Annotated in this window: 17 protein-coding genes; 12 read left to right on the forward strand and 5 right to left on the reverse strand. The window is 65.2% G+C overall.

All coding sequences use genetic code 11. The annotated features are described in order from the left end of the window. Positions 1–123: 123 nt before the first annotated feature. From ACSQ8Y_RS02255 to ACSQ8Y_RS02265, 3 genes are all read right to left on the reverse strand, one after another. Positions 124–504: a BlaI/MecI/CopY family transcriptional regulator gene (locus tag ACSQ8Y_RS02255; protein WP_436264841.1), complete on the reverse strand. Its 381-nt coding sequence runs from the start codon at positions 502–504 to the stop codon at positions 124–126. Positions 505–523: 19 nt separating this feature from the next. Then, positions 524–1,837 (reverse strand): leucine-rich repeat-containing protein kinase family protein, encoded by a 1,314-nt coding sequence (locus ACSQ8Y_RS02260; protein WP_436264842.1) that lies wholly within the window; start codon positions 1,835–1,837, stop codon positions 524–526. 146 nt (positions 1,838–1,983) lie between these two features. Next, positions 1,984–2,844, reverse strand: coding sequence for an MBL fold metallo-hydrolase (locus ACSQ8Y_RS02265; protein ID WP_436264843.1), 861 nt, complete (start codon positions 2,842–2,844; stop codon positions 1,984–1,986). 103 nt (positions 2,845–2,947) lie between these two features. On the opposite strand from ACSQ8Y_RS02265, the gene ACSQ8Y_RS02270 reads away from it, so the two are divergent. From ACSQ8Y_RS02270 to ACSQ8Y_RS02300, 7 genes are all read left to right on the forward strand, one after another. Further along, on the forward strand, positions 2,948–3,892 hold the full coding sequence (locus ACSQ8Y_RS02270; protein ID WP_436264844.1) for a LysR family transcriptional regulator: 945 nt from the start codon (positions 2,948–2,950) through the stop codon (positions 3,890–3,892). Between the two features lie 220 nt (positions 3,893–4,112). Beyond that, on the forward strand, positions 4,113–6,968 hold the full coding sequence (locus ACSQ8Y_RS02275; protein ID WP_436264845.1) for a 2-oxoglutarate dehydrogenase E1 component: 2,856 nt from the start codon (positions 4,113–4,115) through the stop codon (positions 6,966–6,968). 70 nt (positions 6,969–7,038) lie between these two features. Continuing rightward, entirely contained in the window at positions 7,039–8,280 is a 1,242-nt protein-coding gene (gene odhB, locus ACSQ8Y_RS02280; RefSeq protein WP_436264846.1) for a 2-oxoglutarate dehydrogenase complex dihydrolipoyllysine-residue succinyltransferase, read from the forward strand. Between the two features lie 70 nt (positions 8,281–8,350). After that, on the forward strand, positions 8,351–8,686 hold the full coding sequence (locus tag ACSQ8Y_RS02285; protein WP_436264847.1) for a PspC domain-containing protein: 336 nt from the start codon (positions 8,351–8,353) through the stop codon (positions 8,684–8,686). 121 nt (positions 8,687–8,807) lie between these two features. Beyond that, entirely contained in the window at positions 8,808–10,241 is a 1,434-nt protein-coding gene (lpdA, locus tag ACSQ8Y_RS02290; RefSeq protein WP_436264848.1) for a dihydrolipoyl dehydrogenase, read from the forward strand. Between the two features lie 113 nt (positions 10,242–10,354). Further along, the gene (zapE, locus tag ACSQ8Y_RS02295; protein WP_436264849.1) at positions 10,355–11,452 is read left to right on the forward strand and encodes a cell division protein ZapE; all 1,098 of its coding nucleotides are present in this window, start codon (positions 10,355–10,357) and stop codon (positions 11,450–11,452) included. A 14-nt stretch (positions 11,453–11,466) separates the two neighbouring features. Further along, positions 11,467–12,189 carry a hypothetical protein gene (locus tag ACSQ8Y_RS02300; RefSeq protein WP_436264850.1) on the forward strand — a complete coding sequence of 241 codons (723 nt, stop codon included), beginning with the start codon at positions 11,467–11,469 and terminating at the stop codon, positions 12,187–12,189. A gap of 6 nt (positions 12,190–12,195) precedes the next feature. Here ACSQ8Y_RS02300 and ACSQ8Y_RS02305 read toward each other — a convergent pair whose 3' ends face one another. After that, a complete protein-coding gene (locus tag ACSQ8Y_RS02305) occupies positions 12,196–13,002 on the reverse strand; it encodes a PP2C family protein-serine/threonine phosphatase (RefSeq protein WP_436264851.1) in 807 nt (268 codons plus the stop codon). Between the two features lie 122 nt (positions 13,003–13,124). Here ACSQ8Y_RS02305 and ACSQ8Y_RS02310 point away from each other — a divergent pair, with 122 nt between their 5' ends. From ACSQ8Y_RS02310 to ACSQ8Y_RS02320, 3 genes are read left to right on the forward strand one after another with little or no spacing between them, the layout of a single operon-like run. After that, a complete protein-coding gene (locus ACSQ8Y_RS02310; RefSeq protein WP_436264852.1) occupies positions 13,125–13,325 on the forward strand; it encodes a YdcH family protein in 201 nt (66 codons plus the stop codon). A 41-nt stretch (positions 13,326–13,366) separates the two neighbouring features. Further along, on the forward strand, positions 13,367–15,418 hold the full coding sequence (locus ACSQ8Y_RS02315) for an ATP-dependent DNA helicase (RefSeq protein ID WP_436264853.1): 2,052 nt from the start codon (positions 13,367–13,369) through the stop codon (positions 15,416–15,418). Further along, entirely contained in the window at positions 15,402–15,638 is a 237-nt protein-coding gene (locus ACSQ8Y_RS02320) for a helix-turn-helix domain-containing protein (RefSeq protein ID WP_436264854.1), read from the forward strand. Before ACSQ8Y_RS02315 ends, ACSQ8Y_RS02320 begins: the two co-directional genes overlap by 17 nt. Here ACSQ8Y_RS02320 and ACSQ8Y_RS02325 read toward each other — a convergent pair whose 3' ends face one another. Beyond that, positions 15,639–16,619 (reverse strand): NADPH:quinone oxidoreductase family protein, encoded by a 981-nt coding sequence (locus ACSQ8Y_RS02325; protein WP_436264855.1) that lies wholly within the window; start codon positions 16,617–16,619, stop codon positions 15,639–15,641. 164 nt (positions 16,620–16,783) lie between these two features. On the opposite strand from ACSQ8Y_RS02325, the gene ACSQ8Y_RS02330 reads away from it, so the two are divergent. Next, positions 16,784–17,392 carry a toll/interleukin-1 receptor domain-containing protein gene (locus ACSQ8Y_RS02330; protein WP_436264856.1) on the forward strand — a complete coding sequence of 203 codons (609 nt, stop codon included), beginning with the start codon at positions 16,784–16,786 and terminating at the stop codon, positions 17,390–17,392. A gap of 9 nt (positions 17,393–17,401) precedes the next feature. Further along, positions 17,402–19,459 carry a KGGVGR-motif variant AAA ATPase gene (locus ACSQ8Y_RS02335; RefSeq protein ID WP_436264857.1) on the forward strand — a complete coding sequence of 686 codons (2,058 nt, stop codon included), beginning with the start codon at positions 17,402–17,404 and terminating at the stop codon, positions 19,457–19,459. The last annotated feature ends 23 nt before the right edge of the window (positions 19,460–19,482 follow it).

The following is a 19,482-nucleotide window of genomic DNA, read 5'->3' on the forward strand; positions in this document are numbered from 1 at the left end:
GCGGGGCTGCCGGCTTGGCGCGACCGTCGTGTCTTGCAAGTCGCTAGTGTAATAGGCGCAAGCAGCCACGGCGCGCGCTTGAGCGAGCGCGTGTTTTATTTACAACACTTTGCGGGCGGAATGTTATTTTTCCTGGTCCAGCAGGGCCTGGATTTCGTCGCGTTCCTGGGGCGTGACGTGGCCGCCGCGCAAGGCGGCCAGCACCAGCGCTTTTCCGGAGCCGGAAAAGGCTTTCTGGATCAGCTCCGTCAGCAAGCTGGTTTGCACCGACTCCTGCTTCTGCGCGGGAGCATAGACGTGGGCGCGCTGGCTTTCGTCACGGGTCAGCAGGCCCTTGGTGTGCATCACCTGCAGCAGGCGCAGCACGGTGGCGTAGTTCATGTCCGGCCGCGTCTCGAGCGCGGCGGCGTGCACCTGCTTGGCGGTGGACGGGCCGAGCGTGAACAGCAGGCGCAGCATCTCCAGTTCGGAGGCGGTCGGTTTCGGTGGGGCGGCGTTGGTCATGGGATCTAGAATAAAATATCTAGAACGGATTGTCTAGCGCTGCCTGGCGCAGGCCGGACAGACGCCGCTCGATATCGTCGAATAGCGGCCTCGCCGCCGCGTCGGCGTGCCAGCAGGCAGCTTGCAGCGCTGACAGCTCAGCCGGAACGGGCCGGTCGCAGCGCTCCAGCAGCTCCTCCAGCAGGCAGCCGAAAGCGCGGACTTCCAGGGCTTGCAGGGCCCGGGCTTGCGGCGTTCCCGGCTCAAAAAAGGAGGCGGCGCCGAAGTCGCCCAGCAGTGCGCGGCCTGTGTTGCAGTGCAGCACATTATGTCCGTACAGGTCGCCATGCATGATGCCGCGCGCGTGCAGTTGGCGCGCGGAAGATGCGATGCCGTGCGCGATGGCCAGCGCGGCCCCGAGCGTGAATCGCTTGCCGTCCGGGTAGGTGTCGCGCGTGCAGCTGGCCAGGCTGGGCGGGCCGGCCAGGTTGGCGAAGTCGGGCGGGATGAGCGGCATGACCAGGACGTGCGCGCCCTGCGGATGGTCGGGCACTTTGCCCAGCACCGGTAGCAGGCTGGCGTGCGCGCCGGCACCGATGCAAGCCGCCATTTCCGAATCCGGCAGGCCGTCGCTGGTGACTGCGCCCTTGAATATCTTGACTGCGACCGTGTCCGTGCCGCACTCGGCGCGATAAATATGGCCCGATGCGCCTTCGCCCAGTTTATTCTTCAGCGTGAATTGATTCCACGGTATCTCGACGATGGGCGCGTTCGCGGCCTGCGCTTCCACGGCCGCGCAAAATGGATTGCCGGCATACGCGAGCCAGCTCAGGCGCGGCAATTCGAGCAGCCATGCAGGCAGGCTGGCCATTTCATTGGCCGCGATACGCAGTAATTCCAGATTAATGCAGGCAGCCATTTCCGCCGGCAGCGACTTTAACTTATTCCCTGCCAGCATGAGTTTCTGCAATTGCCGGCAATTGCCTATTTGCGGCGGCAATTCCGGGATCAGGTTATCGGTCAGCACCAGCCAGCGCAGTTTTGCCGGCAGCGCCGCGCCGGACACCCTGGCGATGCGATTGGCCTTGAATCCTATCATGCTCAATTCCGCGCAAGAGCCTAATACTTCAGGCAGGTCCGTGAATTGATTATCGGAGCAGAAAATGATGCGCAGCCTGGACAGGCGGGCCAAATCGGCGGGCAGGGCGGATAGGGCATTGCCCGACAGGTCGAGTATCTCCAGCGTATCGGCCAGTTCAAAAATCTCGTCGGGGAATTCGGTCAGGCCGCAGGCGAGTTGCAGGCGCTGCACGCCGCGCAATTCGCCGGCGCGCAACTGTTCAAGGGTGTGCATGGATCAAGCTCGTGCAGGGGAAACGCCAAGTCTACCACCTCGGCGCCGCACCGGTCACGGCACAATATGCACGGTTTTGGCGCGATCAAGCCAGGATCTGGCTTAAGAGGCCAAGGCGCAGCCCTTGGGGCCGGTCTTTTTTGGGCTTACCACTTCATTTCGCCCTTGGCGACCTTGGCGCTGATCTGCAATGCGCTTTCCAGGCCGGCCGCCGGATAAGCGGCTTTCATGGCGGCGCTGAGGGCGGACGAATCGGCCGACTGCGGTGCGGCCGATTCGAATTTACGCAGATAACCGGCGGTATAGCTGATACTGTCCGGCGTGAATGGCGTACCGGGAGCGAAATGGCCGGGGACGACAGTTACTGGTTTGAGCGCCGCAATCCGGTCCAGGGTAGACAGCCATTGCTGGCGCGATTCCGGGGTTTGCGTGTCGGCGGTCCATACATGCAGGCCGTTGAATAATACGACGCCGCCCGCCACCGCTTGAATGGAAGGGATCCAGACGAAAGTCCGGTCCGGCACGGCACCATTTAAGCCTTCGATTTTCAGCGATGCGCCTTCCAAATGTATGGTGTCGCCTTGCAATGGCTGCGGCATGACGATGGCTTGCGGCGCATTTTCTTTCAGGATGGGGCCCCAATAAGCAACCTTGGCCGCGGCTTTCTTTTCCATGGCGGCGATGGTGCCCGGCGTGGCGACTATTTTCGCTTGCGGGAAGGCGGCTTGAATAACATCCAGGCCGAAATAGAAATCCGGATCGCCGTGGCTGACGTAGACGGTGGTCAGGCGCTTGCCGCTGGCTTTGATTTGCTGCACCAGTTTCTGCGCTTCGCCACGCGAGAATTGGGCGTCGATCAATACCGCGTCTTTCTGGCCTTTTACCAGCACGGAGGCAACCGGGAAGATCGCGGCCTCGCCGGGATTGAATACCTCCAGCGTCAGCGGCGCGGCGGAGGCATATGCCGAACTGGCGATGGCGGCTGCTGCGAGGGTCTGCTTGATCATGGCGTTATCCTTAAAGAAGAAGTGATGACGCCAGTGTAGGACTGTTCACTCATCCGAAAAACAGTGTAAATTGCAACTATCAATTGCATGGATCGGATGAGTGATGGACAGGCTGACGGCAGCGCAGGTATTCAAGGAGATCGCGGAGCGCGGCAGCATGATCGCGGCGGCGGAGGCGCTGGACATGTCGCGCGCCATGGTCACGCGCTACCTGGCCGAGATGGAGCAATGGTGCGGCGCGCGCCTGCTGCACCGCACAACCCGCCGCGTCAGTTTGACTGCGGCGGGGGAGGTGGCGCTGGCCCGCTGCGGCGAAATGCTGGCCCTGGCGGCGGGCATGCACGCTGCAGGCGACCCGGAAGCGCCGCACGGCCTGCTGCGCATCGCCAGTTCGCATTCGCTGGCGCAGATGGCGCTGGCGGGCGCAATGGCTGATTTCCTGCGGCGCTACCCGCGCACCGCCATCGACCTGCAGGTCGACAACCGCGCCGTCAACCTGGTCGAGCAGCGCATCGACCTGGCGATCCGCATCACCAACGGCCTGGAGCCGGGCATGATCGCGCGCCGCCTGGGCGACTGCGATTCGGTGGTGGTGGCCGCGCCGTCCTACCTGGAGCGCCACGCCGTGCCGCAGGCGCCGGCCGACCTGGCTGTGCACAACTGCCTGACGTATAGCTATTTCGGCAAGACCATGTGGCGTTTCCAGGCCGGGCAAGGCGAGAAGGAGGAGGAGGGGAATGCGCTGCAAATCCCCGTCAGCGGCAATCTGTCTGCCAACGAATCGATGGCGCTGCTGTCGGCCACGGTGGAGGGGGCCGGCGTGGCCCTGCAGCCGCTCTTCGCTGCCGCGCCGCTGCTGCGGGCCGGTCAACTGGTCGAATTATTGCCGGCCTGGCGTCCGCAGCGCATGGGGATCTACGGCATCTACACCTCGCGCGAGCACATGCCGCCGGCGCTGCGCGCCATGCTGGACCACCTGGTGGACTGGTTCGCGCACGACCCGGCATGGCGTGCGGCGGCAGGGGGCGGCGGCGATACCAATTATTGAATTGCCATGATGGCCTTCCCGCCAACCCGCATTATTTCACGCGTGTATGGTTGTTCGAATACAATACCGCGTGCTATCCTTAGCGACCGTTTTTTGGAACTACTGAAATACCTAAGTCCTTCCCCACAACTTGATGTGCAATCCGCTAACCGGTCAGGCCGTGTCGCGGAAGGTTAGATTAACCCGCTAATCTCGCGAAGCGCGAAGAAAGGTGAGCAATATGATGCAACAACAGTCGTCCAATTCCTACCTGTTTGGGGGAAACGCACCGTACGTTGAAGAACTGTACGAAGCGTATCTCGACAATCCAGGATCCGTGCCAGACAACTGGCGCTCGTACTTCGACGCCATGCAGCACGTGCCGGCAGTCGACGGGTCGAACAAGCCGGACGTCGCCCACGCCTCCGTGATCGCCTCCTTCGCCGAACGCGCGAAAGCCGGTCCTATCCGCACCGTGGTCGCTTCGGCCGACGCCGAAATGGGCCGCAAGCGCGTGGCAGCCACCCAGCTGATCGCCGCCTACCGCTACCTGGGCTCGCGCTGGGCCAACCTGGACCCGCTGCAGCGCCAGGAACGTCCTTCGATCCCGGAACTGGAACCGAGCTTCTACGGCTTCACCGATGCCGATCTGGACACCGTTTTCAACATCAGCAACACCTACTTCGGTCCTGAAACCGCTACCCTGCGCGACCTGACCAACTTCCTGCGCGACACCTACACCCGCTCCATCGGCGCGGAGTATATGTACATCTCCGACCCGGCCGAAAAGCGCTGGCTGCAGGAACGCCTGGAATCGATCCGCTCGACCCCGAATTTCACCGCAGACAAGAAAAAGCACATCCTGGAGCGCCTGACGGCAGCTGAAGGCCTGGAGCGCTATCTGCACACCAAATACGTCGGCCAGAAACGCTTCTCGCTGGAAGGCGGCGAAACCTTCATCGCCTCGATCGACGAAATCATCCAGCGCGCCGGCGAAAAAGGCGTGCAGGAGATCGTTATCGGCATGGCCCACCGCGGCCGCCTGAACGTGCTGGTCAACACCCTGGGCAAAGCGCCCAAGGACCTGTTCGAAGAGTTCGAAGGCAAGCACGGCGACGACCTGCCGGCCGGCGACGTGAAATACCACCAGGGCTTCTCGTCGGACATCTCCACCGCAGGCGGCCCGGTCCACCTGTCGCTGGCGTTCAACCCGTCGCACCTGGAAATCGTCAACCCTGTGGTTGAAGGTTCGGTCAAGGCTCGCATGGACCGCCGCGGCGATCCGCTGGGCGCGCAAGTGCTGCCTATCCTGGTGCACGGCGACGCGGCCTTCGCAGGCCAGGGCGTCGTGATGGAAACGCTGAACCTGGCGCAGACCCGCGGCTACGGCACGGGCGGCACGGTGCACATCGTGATCAACAACCAGATCGGCTTCACCACCTCCGATCCGCGCGACGCGCGCTCCACCATCTACTGCTCGGACGTCGTCAAGATGATCGAAGCGCCGGTGCTGCACGTGAACGCCGACGATCCTGAAGCCGTGGTACTGGCTTCCCAGATCGCCATGGACTACCGCCTGCAGTTCCAGAAGGATATCGTGGTCGATATCATCTGCTACCGCAAACTGGGCCACAACGAGCAGGACACGCCGGCGCTGACCCAGCCGCTGATGTACAAGAAGATCGCCCAGCACCCGGGCACCCGCCGCCTGTACGCCGACAAGCTGTCGGCCCAGGGCGTGATCGCTGCCGATGGCGGCGACAAGATGGTGGCCGCCTTCCGCGACGCCATGGACGCCGGCAAGCACACCGTCGATCCGGTCATCTCCAACTTCAAGAACAAGTACGCGGTCGACTGGCTGCCGTTCCTGAACCGCAAGTGGACCGACTCGGCCGACACCGCCGTGCCGTCGACCGAACTGAAACGCCTGGCTACCCGCATCACCACCGTGCCGGAAGGCTTCAAAGTGCACTCGCTGGTCGAGAAAGTACTGGGCGACCGCGCCGCCATGGGCCGCGGCGAAGTGAACCTGGACTGGGGCATGGGCGAACACCTGGCCTACGCCTCGCTGGTGTCGTCCGGCTACGCCGTGCGCCTGACCGGCCAGGACGCCGGCCGCGGCACCTTCGTGCACCGCCACGCCGTGCTGCACGACCAGAACCGCGAGCGCTGGGATGCCGGCACCTACGTGCCGCTGCAGAACGTGTCCGAATCGCAGGCGCCGTTCACCGTGATCGACTCCGTGCTGTCCGAAGAGGCAGTGCTGGGCTTCGAATACGGCTACTCGACCGCCGAGCCAAACACGCTGACCATCTGGGAAGCCCAGTTCGGCGACTTCGTCAACGGCGCGCAAGTGGTGATCGACCAGTTCATCAGCTCCGGCGAAGTGAAGTGGGGCCGCGCTTCCGGCCTGGTGATGATGCTGCCGCACGGTTACGAAGGCCAGGGTCCGGAGCACTCGTCCGCGCGTCCTGAGCGTTTCCTGCAGCTGTGCGCAGACAACAACATGCAAGTGGTGCAGCCGACCACCGCGTCGCAGATCTTCCACCTGCTGCGCCGCCAGATGGTGCGCCAGTTCCGCAAGCCGCTGGTGATCCTGACCCCGAAATCGCTGCTGCGCAACAAGGACGCCGGTTCGCCGCTGACCGACCTGTCCAAAGGCGCTTTCCACACCGTGATCGGCGAAGTGGACGACAAGATCGACGCCAAGAAGGTCAAGCGCGTTGTGGCCTGCTCGGGCAAGGTCTACTACGACCTGGTCAACGCACGCAAGACGCGCGGCCAGACCGACACCGCCATCGTGCGCGTGGAACAGCTGTATCCCTTCCCGCACAAATCGTTCGCCGCTGAACTGAAGAAGTTCCCGAACCTGGCCGAAGTGGTGTGGGCGCAGGACGAGCCGCAGAATCAGGGCCCTTGGTTCCAGATCCAGCACAACATCTTCGAAAGCATGGACGCAGGCCAGCGCCTGGCGTACGCGGGCCGTCCGGCCTCGGCGTCGCCGGCCGTCGGTTACTACGACAAGCACTACGCGCAGCAAAAGGACCTGCTGGAAACCGCGTTCTCGAAGCTCAAAGGCTTCATTCTGACGAAATAAATCAAGTCTGCCCCCGTCCGCCTCTGGTGCGGAGGGGGCATCAAAAAATATAAAGATTACGGAGTTTCACATGGCACAAATCGAAGTTAAAGTCCCACAATTGTCGGAATCCGTCGCTGAAGCGACCCTGCTGACCTGGCACAAGAAAGTCGGCGAAGCCGTCGCCCGCGACGAGAACCTGATCGACGTTGAAACCGACAAAGTGGTACTGGAACTGCCAGCGCCGGTCGCCGGCGTCATCGTCCAGATCCTGCAAGCCGACGGCGCCACCGTGGTCGCCGACCAGGTCATCGCCATCATCGATACCGAAGCCACCGTGGGCGCGACGCCAGCCGCCGCTGCCGCTGCTCCAGCCGCCGCCGCACCTGTCGCCACCGCCGCCGTGAACAAGGGCGACGTGGCCATGCCTGCCGCCGCCAAGATCCTGTCCGAAGCCGGCCTGTCCGCTTCCGACGTCGCCGGTTCCGGCAAAGACGGCCGCGTGACCAAGGGCGACGCCCTGGCAGCAGCCTCCGCACCGAAACCAGCGGCCCCTGCGCCACTGGCGCCAGCCGCCGCCAAGCCTGCACTGCAGAAGATCGCAGCGCCGGCCGGCAAGGCCAACCTGGGCGACCGTCCGGAAGAGCGCGTGCCGATGAGCCGCCTGCGCGCCCGTATCGCCGAGCGCCTGCTGGAATCGCAGTCGACCAACGCCATCCTGACCACGTTCAACGAAGTGAACATGGCGCCTGTCATGGAACTGCGCAACAAGTACAAGGACAAGTTCGAGAAAGAGCACGGCGTCAAGCTGGGCTTCATGTCCTTCTTCGTCAAGGCCGCCGTCGCCGCCCTGAAAAAGTACCCGATCATCAACGCCTCGGTTGACGGCAACGACATCGTGTACCACGGCTACTTCGACATCGGCATCGCGGTCGGTTCGCCGCGCGGCCTGGTGGTGCCTATCCTGCGCAACGCCGACCAGATGAGCATCGCCGACATCGAGAAGAAGATCGGTGAATTCGGCCAGAAAGCCAAGGAAGGCAAGCTGACCCTGGAAGACCTGACCGGCGGCACCTTCTCGATCTCGAACGGCGGCACCTTCGGCTCCATGCTGTCGACCCCGATCATCAACCCGCCGCAATCGGCCATCCTGGGCGTGCACGCCACCAAGGACCGCGCTGTTGTCGAGAACGGCCAGATCGTGATCCGTCCTATGAACTACCTGGCGATGTCCTACGACCACCGTATCATCGACGGCCGCGAAGCCGTGCTGGGCCTGGTGGCCATGAAGGAAGCGCTGGAAGATCCGGCGCGCCTGCTGCTGGACCTGTAATTCGAGCTTGGCGGATCAGGCGGCACGCCTGATCCGCCAGCATCGCCGCAGTGTTTGCACAAGGAGTGTCATGAGCGTCTCCGAAGAAATCAAGCGTTTGCACGAACTCAACCAGGCTGGCGCGCTGAGCGATGAAGAATTCGCCCGCGCCAAACAGAAGCTGCTCGACACCACGCCGGTGCAGCTGGGCAAGGACAACGGTTCCGGCGACTTCGCCAGCGAATTCAACCGCTTCCGCCGTTCCCGCGGCGACCGCTGGGTAGGCGGCGTGTGCGGCGGCCTGGGCAAAGTGTCCGGCATGGAATCGTGGATCTGGCGCCTGGTGTTTACGCTGTTTACGATTTGCTTCGGCTTCGGGCTGGTGATCTACCTGCTGCTTTGGATCTTCGTCCCCGACGAGGCCTGAATGCCGCTTAAAAACGGCCGCAGCGTCGTTGCAGCTCCTAGCCGTACATTCGTACTGTCTTCGTCGCTGCGCCTGGCTGCAACCGTTTTGAAGCAACATTTTATTTTAGGAATACAAGACAATGAGCAACAAACAATTTGACGTCGTCGTCATCGGCGCCGGCCCCGGCGGCTACATCGCCGCCATCCGCGCAGCGCAGCTGGGCTTCTCGGTCGCTTGCGTGGACGAGTGGACCAATGAAAAGGGCGGCCCCGCACCGGGCGGCACTTGCACCAACGTGGGCTGCATCCCGTCGAAAGCGCTGCTGCAGTCGTCCGAGCACTACGAGCACGCCGGCCACTCCTTCAAGGAACACGGCATCGATGTCGCCGGCCTGTCGCTGAACCTGGGCCAGATGGTCAAGCGCAAGGACACCGTCGTCAAGCAGAACAACGACGGCATCCTGTTCCTGTTCAAGAAGAACAAGGTCACCTTCTTCCACGGCCGCGCGGCCTTCGAAGGCGCGGCGGGCGCCGACGGCTACCCGATCGCCATCACCGGCAAGGCGCCTGAGACCATCAACGCCAAGCAGGTCATCATCGCCACCGGCTCGAACGCACGTTCGCTGCCGGGCGCGGACTTCGACGAGAAACTGATCCTGTCGAACACCGGCGCGCTGGCGATCGACGCCGTGCCGGCCAAGCTGGGCGTCATCGGCGCCGGCGTGATCGGCCTGGAAATGGGTTCCGTTTGGCGCCGCCTGGGTTCCGAAGTGACCGTGCTGGAAGGTCTGCCGACCTTCCTGGGCGCAGTCGACGAGCAGATCGCCAAGGAGGCGAACAAGCTGTTCACCAAGCAGGGCCTGAAGATCTCCCTGGGCTGCAAGATCAACAGCGTGACCAAGGGTGCCGACAAGGTCACCGTTGAATACAACGACGCCAAGGGCGATGCTGTCACCGCCGTGTTCGACAAGCTGATCGTCTCGATCGGCCGCACCCCGAACACCATCGGCCTGGGCGCCGACAAGGCCGGCCTGGCGCTGGACGAGCGCGGCTTCGTCGCCGTCGACGGCGACTGCAAGACCAACCTGCCGAACGTCTGGGCGGTGGGCGACGTGGTGCGCGGCCCGATGCTGGCGCACAAGGCCGAGGAAGAAGGCGTTGCCGTTGCCGAGCGTATCGCCGGCCAGCACGGCCACACCAACTTCGACACGATACCGTGGGTGATCTACACCTCGCCGGAAATCGCGTGGGTGGGCCGCACCGAGCAGCAGCTGAAAGCGGACGGCACGCCTTACAAGGCCGGTACCTTCCCCTTCCTGGCCAACGGCCGCGCACGCGCGCTGGGTGACACCTCGGGCATGGTCAAGTTCCTGGCGCACGCCGAGACCGACGAAATCCTGGGCGTCCACATCATCGGACCGATGGCTTCCGAGCTCATTTCCGAAGCCGTCGTGGCGATGGAGTTCAAGGCTTCGGCCGAAGACATCGCCCGCATCTGCCACGCCCACCCATCGCTGTCCGAGGCGACCAAAGAAGCCGCGCTGGCGATCGACAAGCGCACGCTGAACTTCTAAGCAGTCATGGCGGCTTACGGCTACGCCTAAGCCGCCCTACCTCCTCCGAGATGCGGACCGTAGGGCGGGTTAGCGCAGAGCGCGTAACCCGCCAAACGTAACCGGCATCTCCCATGAACGTCCAAGAATTCTACGAGCACGCGCTCACGCAGCGCGATTTCAAGGCCGACGCCGCCCAGCAGCGCGCCGTCGACCGTCTGCAGCTGTGCTTCGACGAGTGGGTGGACTACAAGTCCCAGCGCTCGAACGGCTTCAAGCGCTTCATCAACCGTCCAGACGTGCCGCGCGGCGTGTACATGTGGGGCGGCGTTGGGCGCGGCAAGTCCTTCCTGATGGACAGCTTCTATTCGGTGGTGCCGCTGGTGCGCAAGACGCGCGTGCACTTCCACGAATTCATGCGCGACATCCACCGCCAGCTCGACGAGCTGCGTGGCGTGGCCAATCCGCTCGAAGAGGTCGCGCGCCGCGTGGCCCGCAAATACCGCCTGATCTGTTTCGACGAATTCCACATCTCCGACGTGGCCGACGCCATGATCATGTACAACCTGCTGTCGGCGCTGTTCGACAACGGCGTGTCCTTCATCATGACCTCCAACTACGACCCGGAGCTGCTGTACCCGGACGGCCTGCACCGCGACCGCATCCTGCCCACCATCGCGCTGCTGAAGGCGAAGATGGACGTGATGAACGTGGACGCAGGCGTGGACTACCGCGGCCGGGCGCTCGAGCAGGTCGATTCCTACTACACGCCGCTGGGCGCGGCCACCGACGAGGCCCTGCGCGCAGCCTATTCCCGCATCGCCGAGACCGCCGACGACGACCCGCACGTGACCATCGAGAGCCGCCAGATCCGGGCGCTGCGCCGCGCCGGCACCATCATCTGGTTCGATTTCGCCACCCTGTGCGGCGGCCCGCGTTCGCAGAACGACTACCTGGAGATCGCCAGCCAGTTCCATACCGTGATATTGTCCGGCATACCGATGATGTCGGCCGGCCAGTCTTCCGAGGCGCGCCGCTTCACCTGGCTGATCGACGTGTTCTACGACCAGAAGGTCAAGCTCATCATGTCGGCCGAAGTCGAGCCGGAGGAGCTGTACACCAGCGGCATGCTGGCCAACGAATTTCACCGTACCGTGTCGCGCATTGTGGAGATGCAGTCGCGCGAGTACATGGACAAGGAACAGCGCGGCGCTGCCGAAGCGCTGGCGTGAACAACAGGAGCAACATGGCAAAGCTTTTCAATCCGGGCCCGGTGCTGGCGCTGGTACTGGTAATGGCCGCGGCGGCGATCCCGGCGCAGGCCCTGCAATTCGGGCAGGCGCCGGTCGGCGCGCCGGCCGTCCCGCAATCGCACTCGATCGAACAGGCCGATGCGCGCCTGGCCGAGGTGGCGAAGAACCGCGCCGCCGTGGAGGCCGAGTACAGCGCCAGCGAGCAGGTCTGCTACACCAAGTTCTTCGTCAACCACTGCCTTGACGAGGCCAAGGAAAGGCGCCGCGTGGCGCTGATCGGCCTGCGCGCCATCGAAGTGGAAGCCAATTACTTCAAGCGCAAGTTCACTGTCGACCAGCGCGACCGCGAACTGGCCGAGCGCATGAAGAAGGACGAGGAGGAGCTGGCGCGCCGCGTGGAAAGCGCCGCCGCGACGCCGCCGCATGTGGCGCGGGAAGCCGGCAAGCCCGCCCCCAAGGCCGGAATGACGCAGGCGCAGCGCCAGGCCGCGCACGACGCCAAAGTGCAGGCGCAGCAGGCGCAGGAAGCGGCGGCCGCGCCGCAGCGCGCCGAGAACGTGGCCGCGTTCGAGAAGAAGAAGGCCGAGTCGGAGAAGCGCCAGGCCGACGTCGCGGCGAAGAAGGCCGCGAAAGAGGAAAAGCTGCGCAAGCAGCAGGCCGACGCCGCCGCCAAGGCAGCCAAGGACGCGGCCGATGCGGCCGCCAAGGCCAGGTAGGGCGCTCTACACCGCCTTGCCCATCTTCTGCACCGTGTAGGTCGGCACTTCCTTCGGCGGCGCGACCAGCTTGATGATGGCCATGCTGCAGTTGTCGCCCTGGCCCTTGGCGCGTTCGATGGCCTTGTTGATCAGCATTTCCGACGCCTGCCTCGGCGTGCCGCGCGCCAGCGCGTTGGCCAGTTCGGTGTCGGTGAAATACTGCCACAGCCCGTCCGAGCACAGCAGGAAGGCGTCGCCCGGCTGCAATCCCTGGTGCACGCCGACGGTGACGAAGGGCGCCTTCAGCCGGTTGCCCAGCACATTGGCCAGCAGCCGCGAACTGCGGTGCTTTTTCGCCGCCTCCGGCGGCAGCTTGTCCACATTCACCAGGTGTTCCACGTAGTCGGCATCGCCGCTGCGCGCCGCGCATTGCGTGTTGGCAAAACGATACAAACGGGAATCGCCCACGCAAGCCCACACGGCCTGGCCCTGCGGCGTCAGCACCAGCAGCACCAGCGTGCTTTGCGGCTCGCCGCTGGCGCCCAGCGGATTCATGGCCAGCACGTCGTGGGTTTCCTGCGCGATGCCGCGCAGCAGCTCCTGCAGGCGCGCCAGGCTGGCGGTCTCGCCGGCGCGGTAATCGTCGAACAGCTGCTTGCTGGTGTGCAGCACCTGTTCCGGCGCGGCGCTGCCGCTGCCCATGCCGTCGGCCAGCACGGCCATCACGTAGCCGGGCGCTTTCGCCGCCGTGTACAGCGCGGCGCGGTCATTCTGTTGGGGGCGGTTGCCCAAATGCTGGGCGGTGCCTGCTTCTATTTTATAAACGCTCATAGGTCCATGCTAGCCTGCATCTGTTCACTGAGTTAAACTATGCACCGGTAAGCAGTTTTGTTGCAAGCGTAGGGTTGTTGACCAGGCGAAACTGTTGGCGAATTAACAGAAACCGAGACCCTATGACAGACGTAGAAGATATCAAACGCCGCATTGTTGAGCTCGACGTCGAGCACCGCGACCTGGACGCAGTGATCGACATGCTGACCCTGGACGGACATCACGACCAGCTCCAGCTGCGCCGCCTGAAGAAGCGCAAACTGCAACTGAAAGACTACATCACCTTGCTCAAAATGCAACTGGTGCCCGACGTACCGGCCTGAACTGCGCTGAACAGCGCGCAGCAGCCCCATCTTAGCCTATTTTGACCACTCCCCGACTTACGCCTGACGCTTTAGCGGACAGCGGCGCACCACTCCCCGAGCCCGGCAAGCACGACGCCGAGATCGACCGCCTGTTCGGTCCCGGCGGGCCGCTCAGCCCGGCCGTGGACAGCTTCCGCCCGCGCCGCGCACAAACCGAGATGGCCAAAGCCATCGCGGCGGCCATCGACGACCGCAGCACGCTGATGGCCGAGGCCGGCACCGGCACGGGCAAGACCTTCGCCTACCTGGTCCCGGCGCTGCTGTGGGGCGGCAAGACCATCGTCTCGACCGGCACCAAGAACCTGCAGGACCAGCTCTTCCTGCGCGACATCCCGACCGTGCGCGCGGCCTTGCAGGCGCCGGTCTCGGTGGCCTTGCTCAAGGGGCGCGGCAACTACCTGTGCCACTACCATCTGGAGCGCACGCTGCAGAACGGCCGCATGACGTCGCGCGAGGACATCGGCTACCTGCGCGAAATTTCGCGCTTCCTGAAGATGACCACCTCCGGCGACAAGGCCGAGCTGGCCCGGGTGCCGGAGAACGCCACCATCTGGAACCTGGTCACCTCGACCCGCGACAACTGCATGGGCGCCGAGTGCCAGTACTACCAGGACTGCTTCGTGATGAAGGCGCGCAAGGAGGCCCAGCAGGCCGACGTGGTGGTGGTCAACCACCACCTGTTCTTCGCCGACGTGGCCTTGAAGGACACCGGCGTGGCCGAGCTGCTGCCGTCCGCCAACACCATCATCTTCGACGAGGCGCACCAGCTGCCCGACACCGCGACCCTGTTCTTCGGCGACACCTTCTCCACCTCGCAGGTGCTCGAATTGTGCCGCGATGTGCTGGCTGAAGGCCTGTCGCACGCGCGCGACGGCGCCGAGTGGGGCAAGGTGGTCACCGTGGTGGAGAAGGCCGCGCGCGACCTGCGCCTGACCTTCCCGCAGGACATCGTGCGCCTGTCGCTGCCGCAGATCGCGCCGTCGAGCGAGTTCTTCCCGGCGCTGGAAAAGCTCAAGGACGAACTGGACGGCATGCTGGCCGTGCTGGAGACCCAGGCCGCGCGCGCCGAAACGCTGGAGCAGTGCCGCACGCGCGGGCTGGAGCTGGCGCAGGCGCTGAAGGACTGGAAGTTCGACCCGAAAGCCAAGGTGGGCAAGGGCGAGGAGGCCGTGTACTGGGTCGAGGCCTACACCAGCTCGCTGCAGCTGCACAAGACGCCGCTGTCCATCGCGCCCATTTTCAACGGCCAGCGCGAAGGCGTGCCGCGCAGCTGGATCTTCACCTCGGCCACCCTGGCGGTGAAGAACGACTTCAAGCACTTCGCCGAACAGATGGGCCTGACCGGCGAACCGGCGCGCACCTGGCCCAGCCCGTTCAATTACGAGCAGCAGGGCATCCTGTACGTGCCGCAAGGCTTGCCGGACCCGAACGCCATGGGCTACACCGACGCCGTGCTCGACGCGGCGCTGCCCATCATCGAAGCGTCCGGCGGGCGCGCCTTCCTGCTGTGCACCACCTTGCGCGCCGTCAAGCGGGCCGCCGAGCGCCTGCGCGACGAATTCGAGCAGCGCGGCCTGCCGTATCCGCTGTTCGTGCAGGGCGACAAGGGGCGCACCGAGCTGCTGGACCAGTTCCGCAAGTCCGGCAACGGCGTGCTGATCGGCAGCCAGAGTTTCTGGGAGGGGGTGGACGTGCGCGGCGAGGCGCTGTCGCTGGTCATCATCGACAAGATGCCGTTCGCCCCGCCGGACGACCCGGTGCTGGCGGCGCGCATCGAAGTGATGGAAAAGCAGGGCCTGAACGGCTTCATGAACCACACGCTGCCGGAAGCCATCATCAACCTGAAGCAGGGCGCCGGCCGCTTGATCCGCGACGAGGGCGACCGCGGCGTGCTGATGCTGTGCGACCCGCGCGTGATCACCAAGCCCTACGGGCGCCGCGTCTGGCAAAGCCTGCCGCCGTTCAAGCGCACGCGCGAGGCGTCGGTGGTGATCGACTTCTTCAAGGGCGTGCCGCCGCCTGACTCTCCGCCGGATGGCCCTGCAGAATAAGCCGCTTGAGGCGCGCAAGAAGACCGGGCTATCGCAGTCTCAGTTTGCGGCACTGTTGGGCGTATCAATTCGAACTCTGCAGGGCTGGGAACAGGGGCGCAAGCAGCCGAGCGGCGCGGCTCGCACCTTGCTTGCGATCGCACTTGCGAACCCCGGGGCCGTGTTAGCCGTTCGCCAAGGCTCGCCTGAGGCGACCCCGGTTCTTGACGCTTCGCAGTGATTACGCGTTTGGCAGTATCACCACTTTGCCGGTTACCTTGCGCGCGGCCATGTCGTTCAAGGCCTTGGCCGTATCGGCCAGCGCGTAGCGCGCCGAGATGTGGGGCTTGATCTTGCCCTCGGCCATCCAGCCCAGCAATTGCTGCATGCCCGCCAGGTTAGCTTTCGGCTCGCGCTTGGCGTATTCGCCCCAGAACACGCCCACCAGCGACGCGCCTTTCAGCAGCGCCAGATTCAGCGGCAGCTTCGGGATTTCGCCGTTGGCGAAACCGACCACCAGGTAGCGCCCGCGCCAGGCGATCGAGCGGAACGCCGCTTCGGCGTAGTCGCCGCCCACAGGGTCGTACACCACGTCCGGACCCTTGCCGCCGGTGGCCGCCTTGATCGCCTCGCGCAAGTCTTCCTTGCTGTAGTTGATCAGCGCGTCGGCGCCGTGCGCCTTGCACACTTCCAGCTTTTCGTCGGTGGAGGCGGCCGCGATCACGCGCGCGCCCAGCGCCTTGCCGATCTCGATCGCCGCCAACCCCACGCCGCCGGCCGCGCCCAGCACCAGCATGGTTTCGCCGGCCTTCAGCGCCGCGCGGTCCACCACCGCGTGGTGCGAGGTGCCGTAGGTGAGGGTGATGGCCGCCGCCGTGTCGAAGTCCATGCCGGGCGGCATAGGCATCAGCGCCTGCGCCGGCACCGCCAGCTGCTGCGCGAAGGCGCCGTTCGAGGAGAACGCGATCACCCGGTCGCCCACCTGGTACGCGCTGACGCCTTCGCCCACCGAGCGCACCACGCCTGCCACCTCGTTGCCCGGCGTGAAAGGCAGTTCCGGCTTGTACTGGTACTTGCCCTGGATGATGAGCACGTCCGGGAAGTTCACCCCCGCCGCCTTCACGTCCAGCACCACGTGGCCGGGCGCGGCCGCCGGGTCGGGCAGCTCTTCCACGGTCAGGGTGTCGGGCAGGCCCCAGGCTTTGCATACGATGGCTTTCATTCTGTCTCCGTTGGTTGTCCGTAATTAAATAGTACGGTCGTTTTATTTTACGCTGCTTACGGCCGGCTGTGGCGTTTTCTGTGCTGCGCACGAGTTTGCGAATTCGCAAAGCGCGGTACGGCCAGAGCGCTACAGTTGATTCAATGAGCAAGCAGGAGGCTGCCATGTCGACCATACGCTACGGCTGTTTCTTCAGTTACGCCCACGGTAACCATCCCTACATGGTCAAGTTCAAGAACGACCTGGCCGACGCGCTCAAGTGCTACCTCGAACCCCATTTCGACCGGGAAAGCGAACTGTTCATCGACACCGAGCAGCTCGGCGGTGGCGACGACCTGGACCGGCGCATCGCCACCGCGCTGTGCGAGAGCGTCTGCATGATCGTCATCTACACGCCGAAATACGAGGCGCACGGCTACACCCGGCGCGAATTCGCCGCCATGCAGCAAATCGAGAACGAACGCCGCCTGTGGTATCCGCTGCCCAGCCATCTGATCATACCGGTGATCATGACGCGCCACCCGTTCAATCTGCCGCCGCAGATCACCGATCCCGGCATGTACGTGGACTTCTCGCGCTACACGCTGGCCAGCGGCGACTTGAAAACCAATCCCGACTTCCTGCCGGACATCGAAAAAATCGTCCAGCGCATCGCCGCCCATTACCACTACCTGAGACACAGCATCCCGCCCGAGCATGACTGCAGCCGCTTTGTGCTGCCCCCCATACCGGAGGAGTGGCGCGCCACACCTCCGCCCCATTTCCCCCGTTGAAGGTGACTTATGGAACTCCCGCATCTGCTGCCGCCGCTGGCCACGCCCGGCGAAGTGATTACCTTCCACTCCCATAAGGGCGGCGCCGGCCGCAGCATGGCGGTGGCCAACGCCGCCACCTTGCTGGCCGGGCGCGGCCAGGCCACCATGCCGGTGCTGGCGATAGACTGGGACCTGGAGGCGCCTGGCTTGCACCAGTTCTTCCCGGCCGTGGCGGAGGGGCCGGGCGTGCTGGAGTTTTTCACCGCCTGCCGCGAGCAGCTGCAGCGCCGCAACCGGCGCTCTTCGGTGCACAACGGCGCGGCGCCAAAGAGCGCGCACGGCGCCGTGCGCGACGCCGGCCGGGATCCTGCACGCAACCCTGCGCACGCGGCTGCCCACGACGCCGCCCACGACGCCGAACTGGCGCGGCAGGTGCTGGCCGCGGTCGGCTGGGAGCGTTATGTGCTGCGGGTCGACCAGAGCCGGCCCTTGTACCTGATGCGCGCCGGCCGGCTGGACGCCGGCTACGCCGAGCGCGTCGCGGCGTTCAACTGGGAGGCGCTGTTCCACGCCTGCCCGGCGCTGTTCCGCTGTTTTTCCGCCATGCTGTCGCGCCACTTCCGCCACGTGCTGGTGGATGCGCGCAGCGGCCGCACCGACAGTTCCGGCATCTGCACCACCTTGCTGCCGACGCGGCTGGTGCTGCTGTTCGAGGCTAACCGGCAGAGCCTGGAAGGCTTGCAGTCGCTGGTGCAGCGCGCCACCACCTACCGCCGCAGCCACGAGGACGAGCAGCGTCCCCTGCTGATCTACCCGCTGCCGACCCGGACCGACATGGAATGCAGCGCGCAGCGCGCGCTGTGCCGGCGGGGCGATCCTGCCACCGGCTTGCCCGGCTACCAGCCGACATTCGAGCAGGCGCTTGGCGAGGCCTACGGTGTGGCCGACCTGTCGCTGGAAAGCTATTTCGACGAGGTGCAGCTGCCGCAGTCGCGCAGCCTGGCGCGCGGCGAACGGCTGGCGGTACGCGGCGAGCCCGTGGCCGACCGTTTTTCCGTCACGCGCGCCTATGAAGCCTTGCTGGGCTGGCTGGCCGACGGCCATCCGCCCTGGCGCTCGCAGCGCGAGATCCCCCTGCTGGCGGCGGTCGACCATGCGCGCCGCTCGATCGACGCCGGCGGCGCCCGCAGCATGATGCTGGCGCGCGAACTGTTCCGCCTGGGGCTGCTGTACGTGGAAGAGGGCAGGCACGCGGCCGCCACGCTGGCCTTGCGCGAAAGCCTGGCGCTGCACGTGAAGATGCTGGGCGAGGAGCATGTCGAGACGGCCGCCGCCAAGGCCCAGCTGGCGCGCGTGCTGCTGCTGGACGGCGAATTGGACCAGGCCCGCATCCTGCTGCGCTGCGTGGTCGAAACGCGCACCAGGCTGCTCGGCGCGGAACATCCGGACGTGCTGGAGGCTTGCACCGCCCAGGCCAGCGCGCTGGCGCAGCAGGGGTATTTTGAAGCCGCGCTGGACCGCCAGGACGCAGTGCTGCAGGTGCAATTGCGCGTGCTGGGCCAGGAGCACCTGGAGACGCTGGCCAGCCAGGCTGCCCGGGCCGCCATTCTGTACCTGGGCGGCGATCTGGAGCTGGCGCGCCAGGCGCAGGAGCAGGTGCTGGCGGTGCGCGCCCGCCTGCTCGGCGCCGAGCACCCCGAGACCGTGCGGGTGGGCGAGGCGCTGTTGCAGACCATGACAAGGATGGCGCAGCTGGATCTGGAGGGCCGGCAAGCCCAGAACGGGCTGGAGCCGCATCCGCAAGAGGGGCGGACCGGCGCCTTGCGGCTGGCCGGCCAGCGCCCGCCGCGCGGCCATCGCGGGCAGGATGGCTCGCATGGCGGGCACGGCGTGCAGCCCGGAGCGCAATCCGGCGATACCGGACCGTTGGCGGACGGCCTGGGCGAGGGCGTGCGGGTGCCCGGCATCGAACAGGCGGCGGCGCCGTATTGCGACGCGCCGTATTCGCTGCAGCGCGCCGAACTGCTGCAGCACGAACAGCTGCAGCCGGAGGAGGCGTCGGAGACGCGCGCCGAACTGCGTTAGCCGGTCTGTCCTGGCGCCTGCGC

The sequence above is a fragment of the Pseudoduganella sp. LjRoot289 genome, assembly GCF_964252925.1.
In the GTDB taxonomy this organism is placed as follows: domain Bacteria; phylum Pseudomonadota; class Gammaproteobacteria; order Burkholderiales; family Burkholderiaceae_D; genus Rugamonas.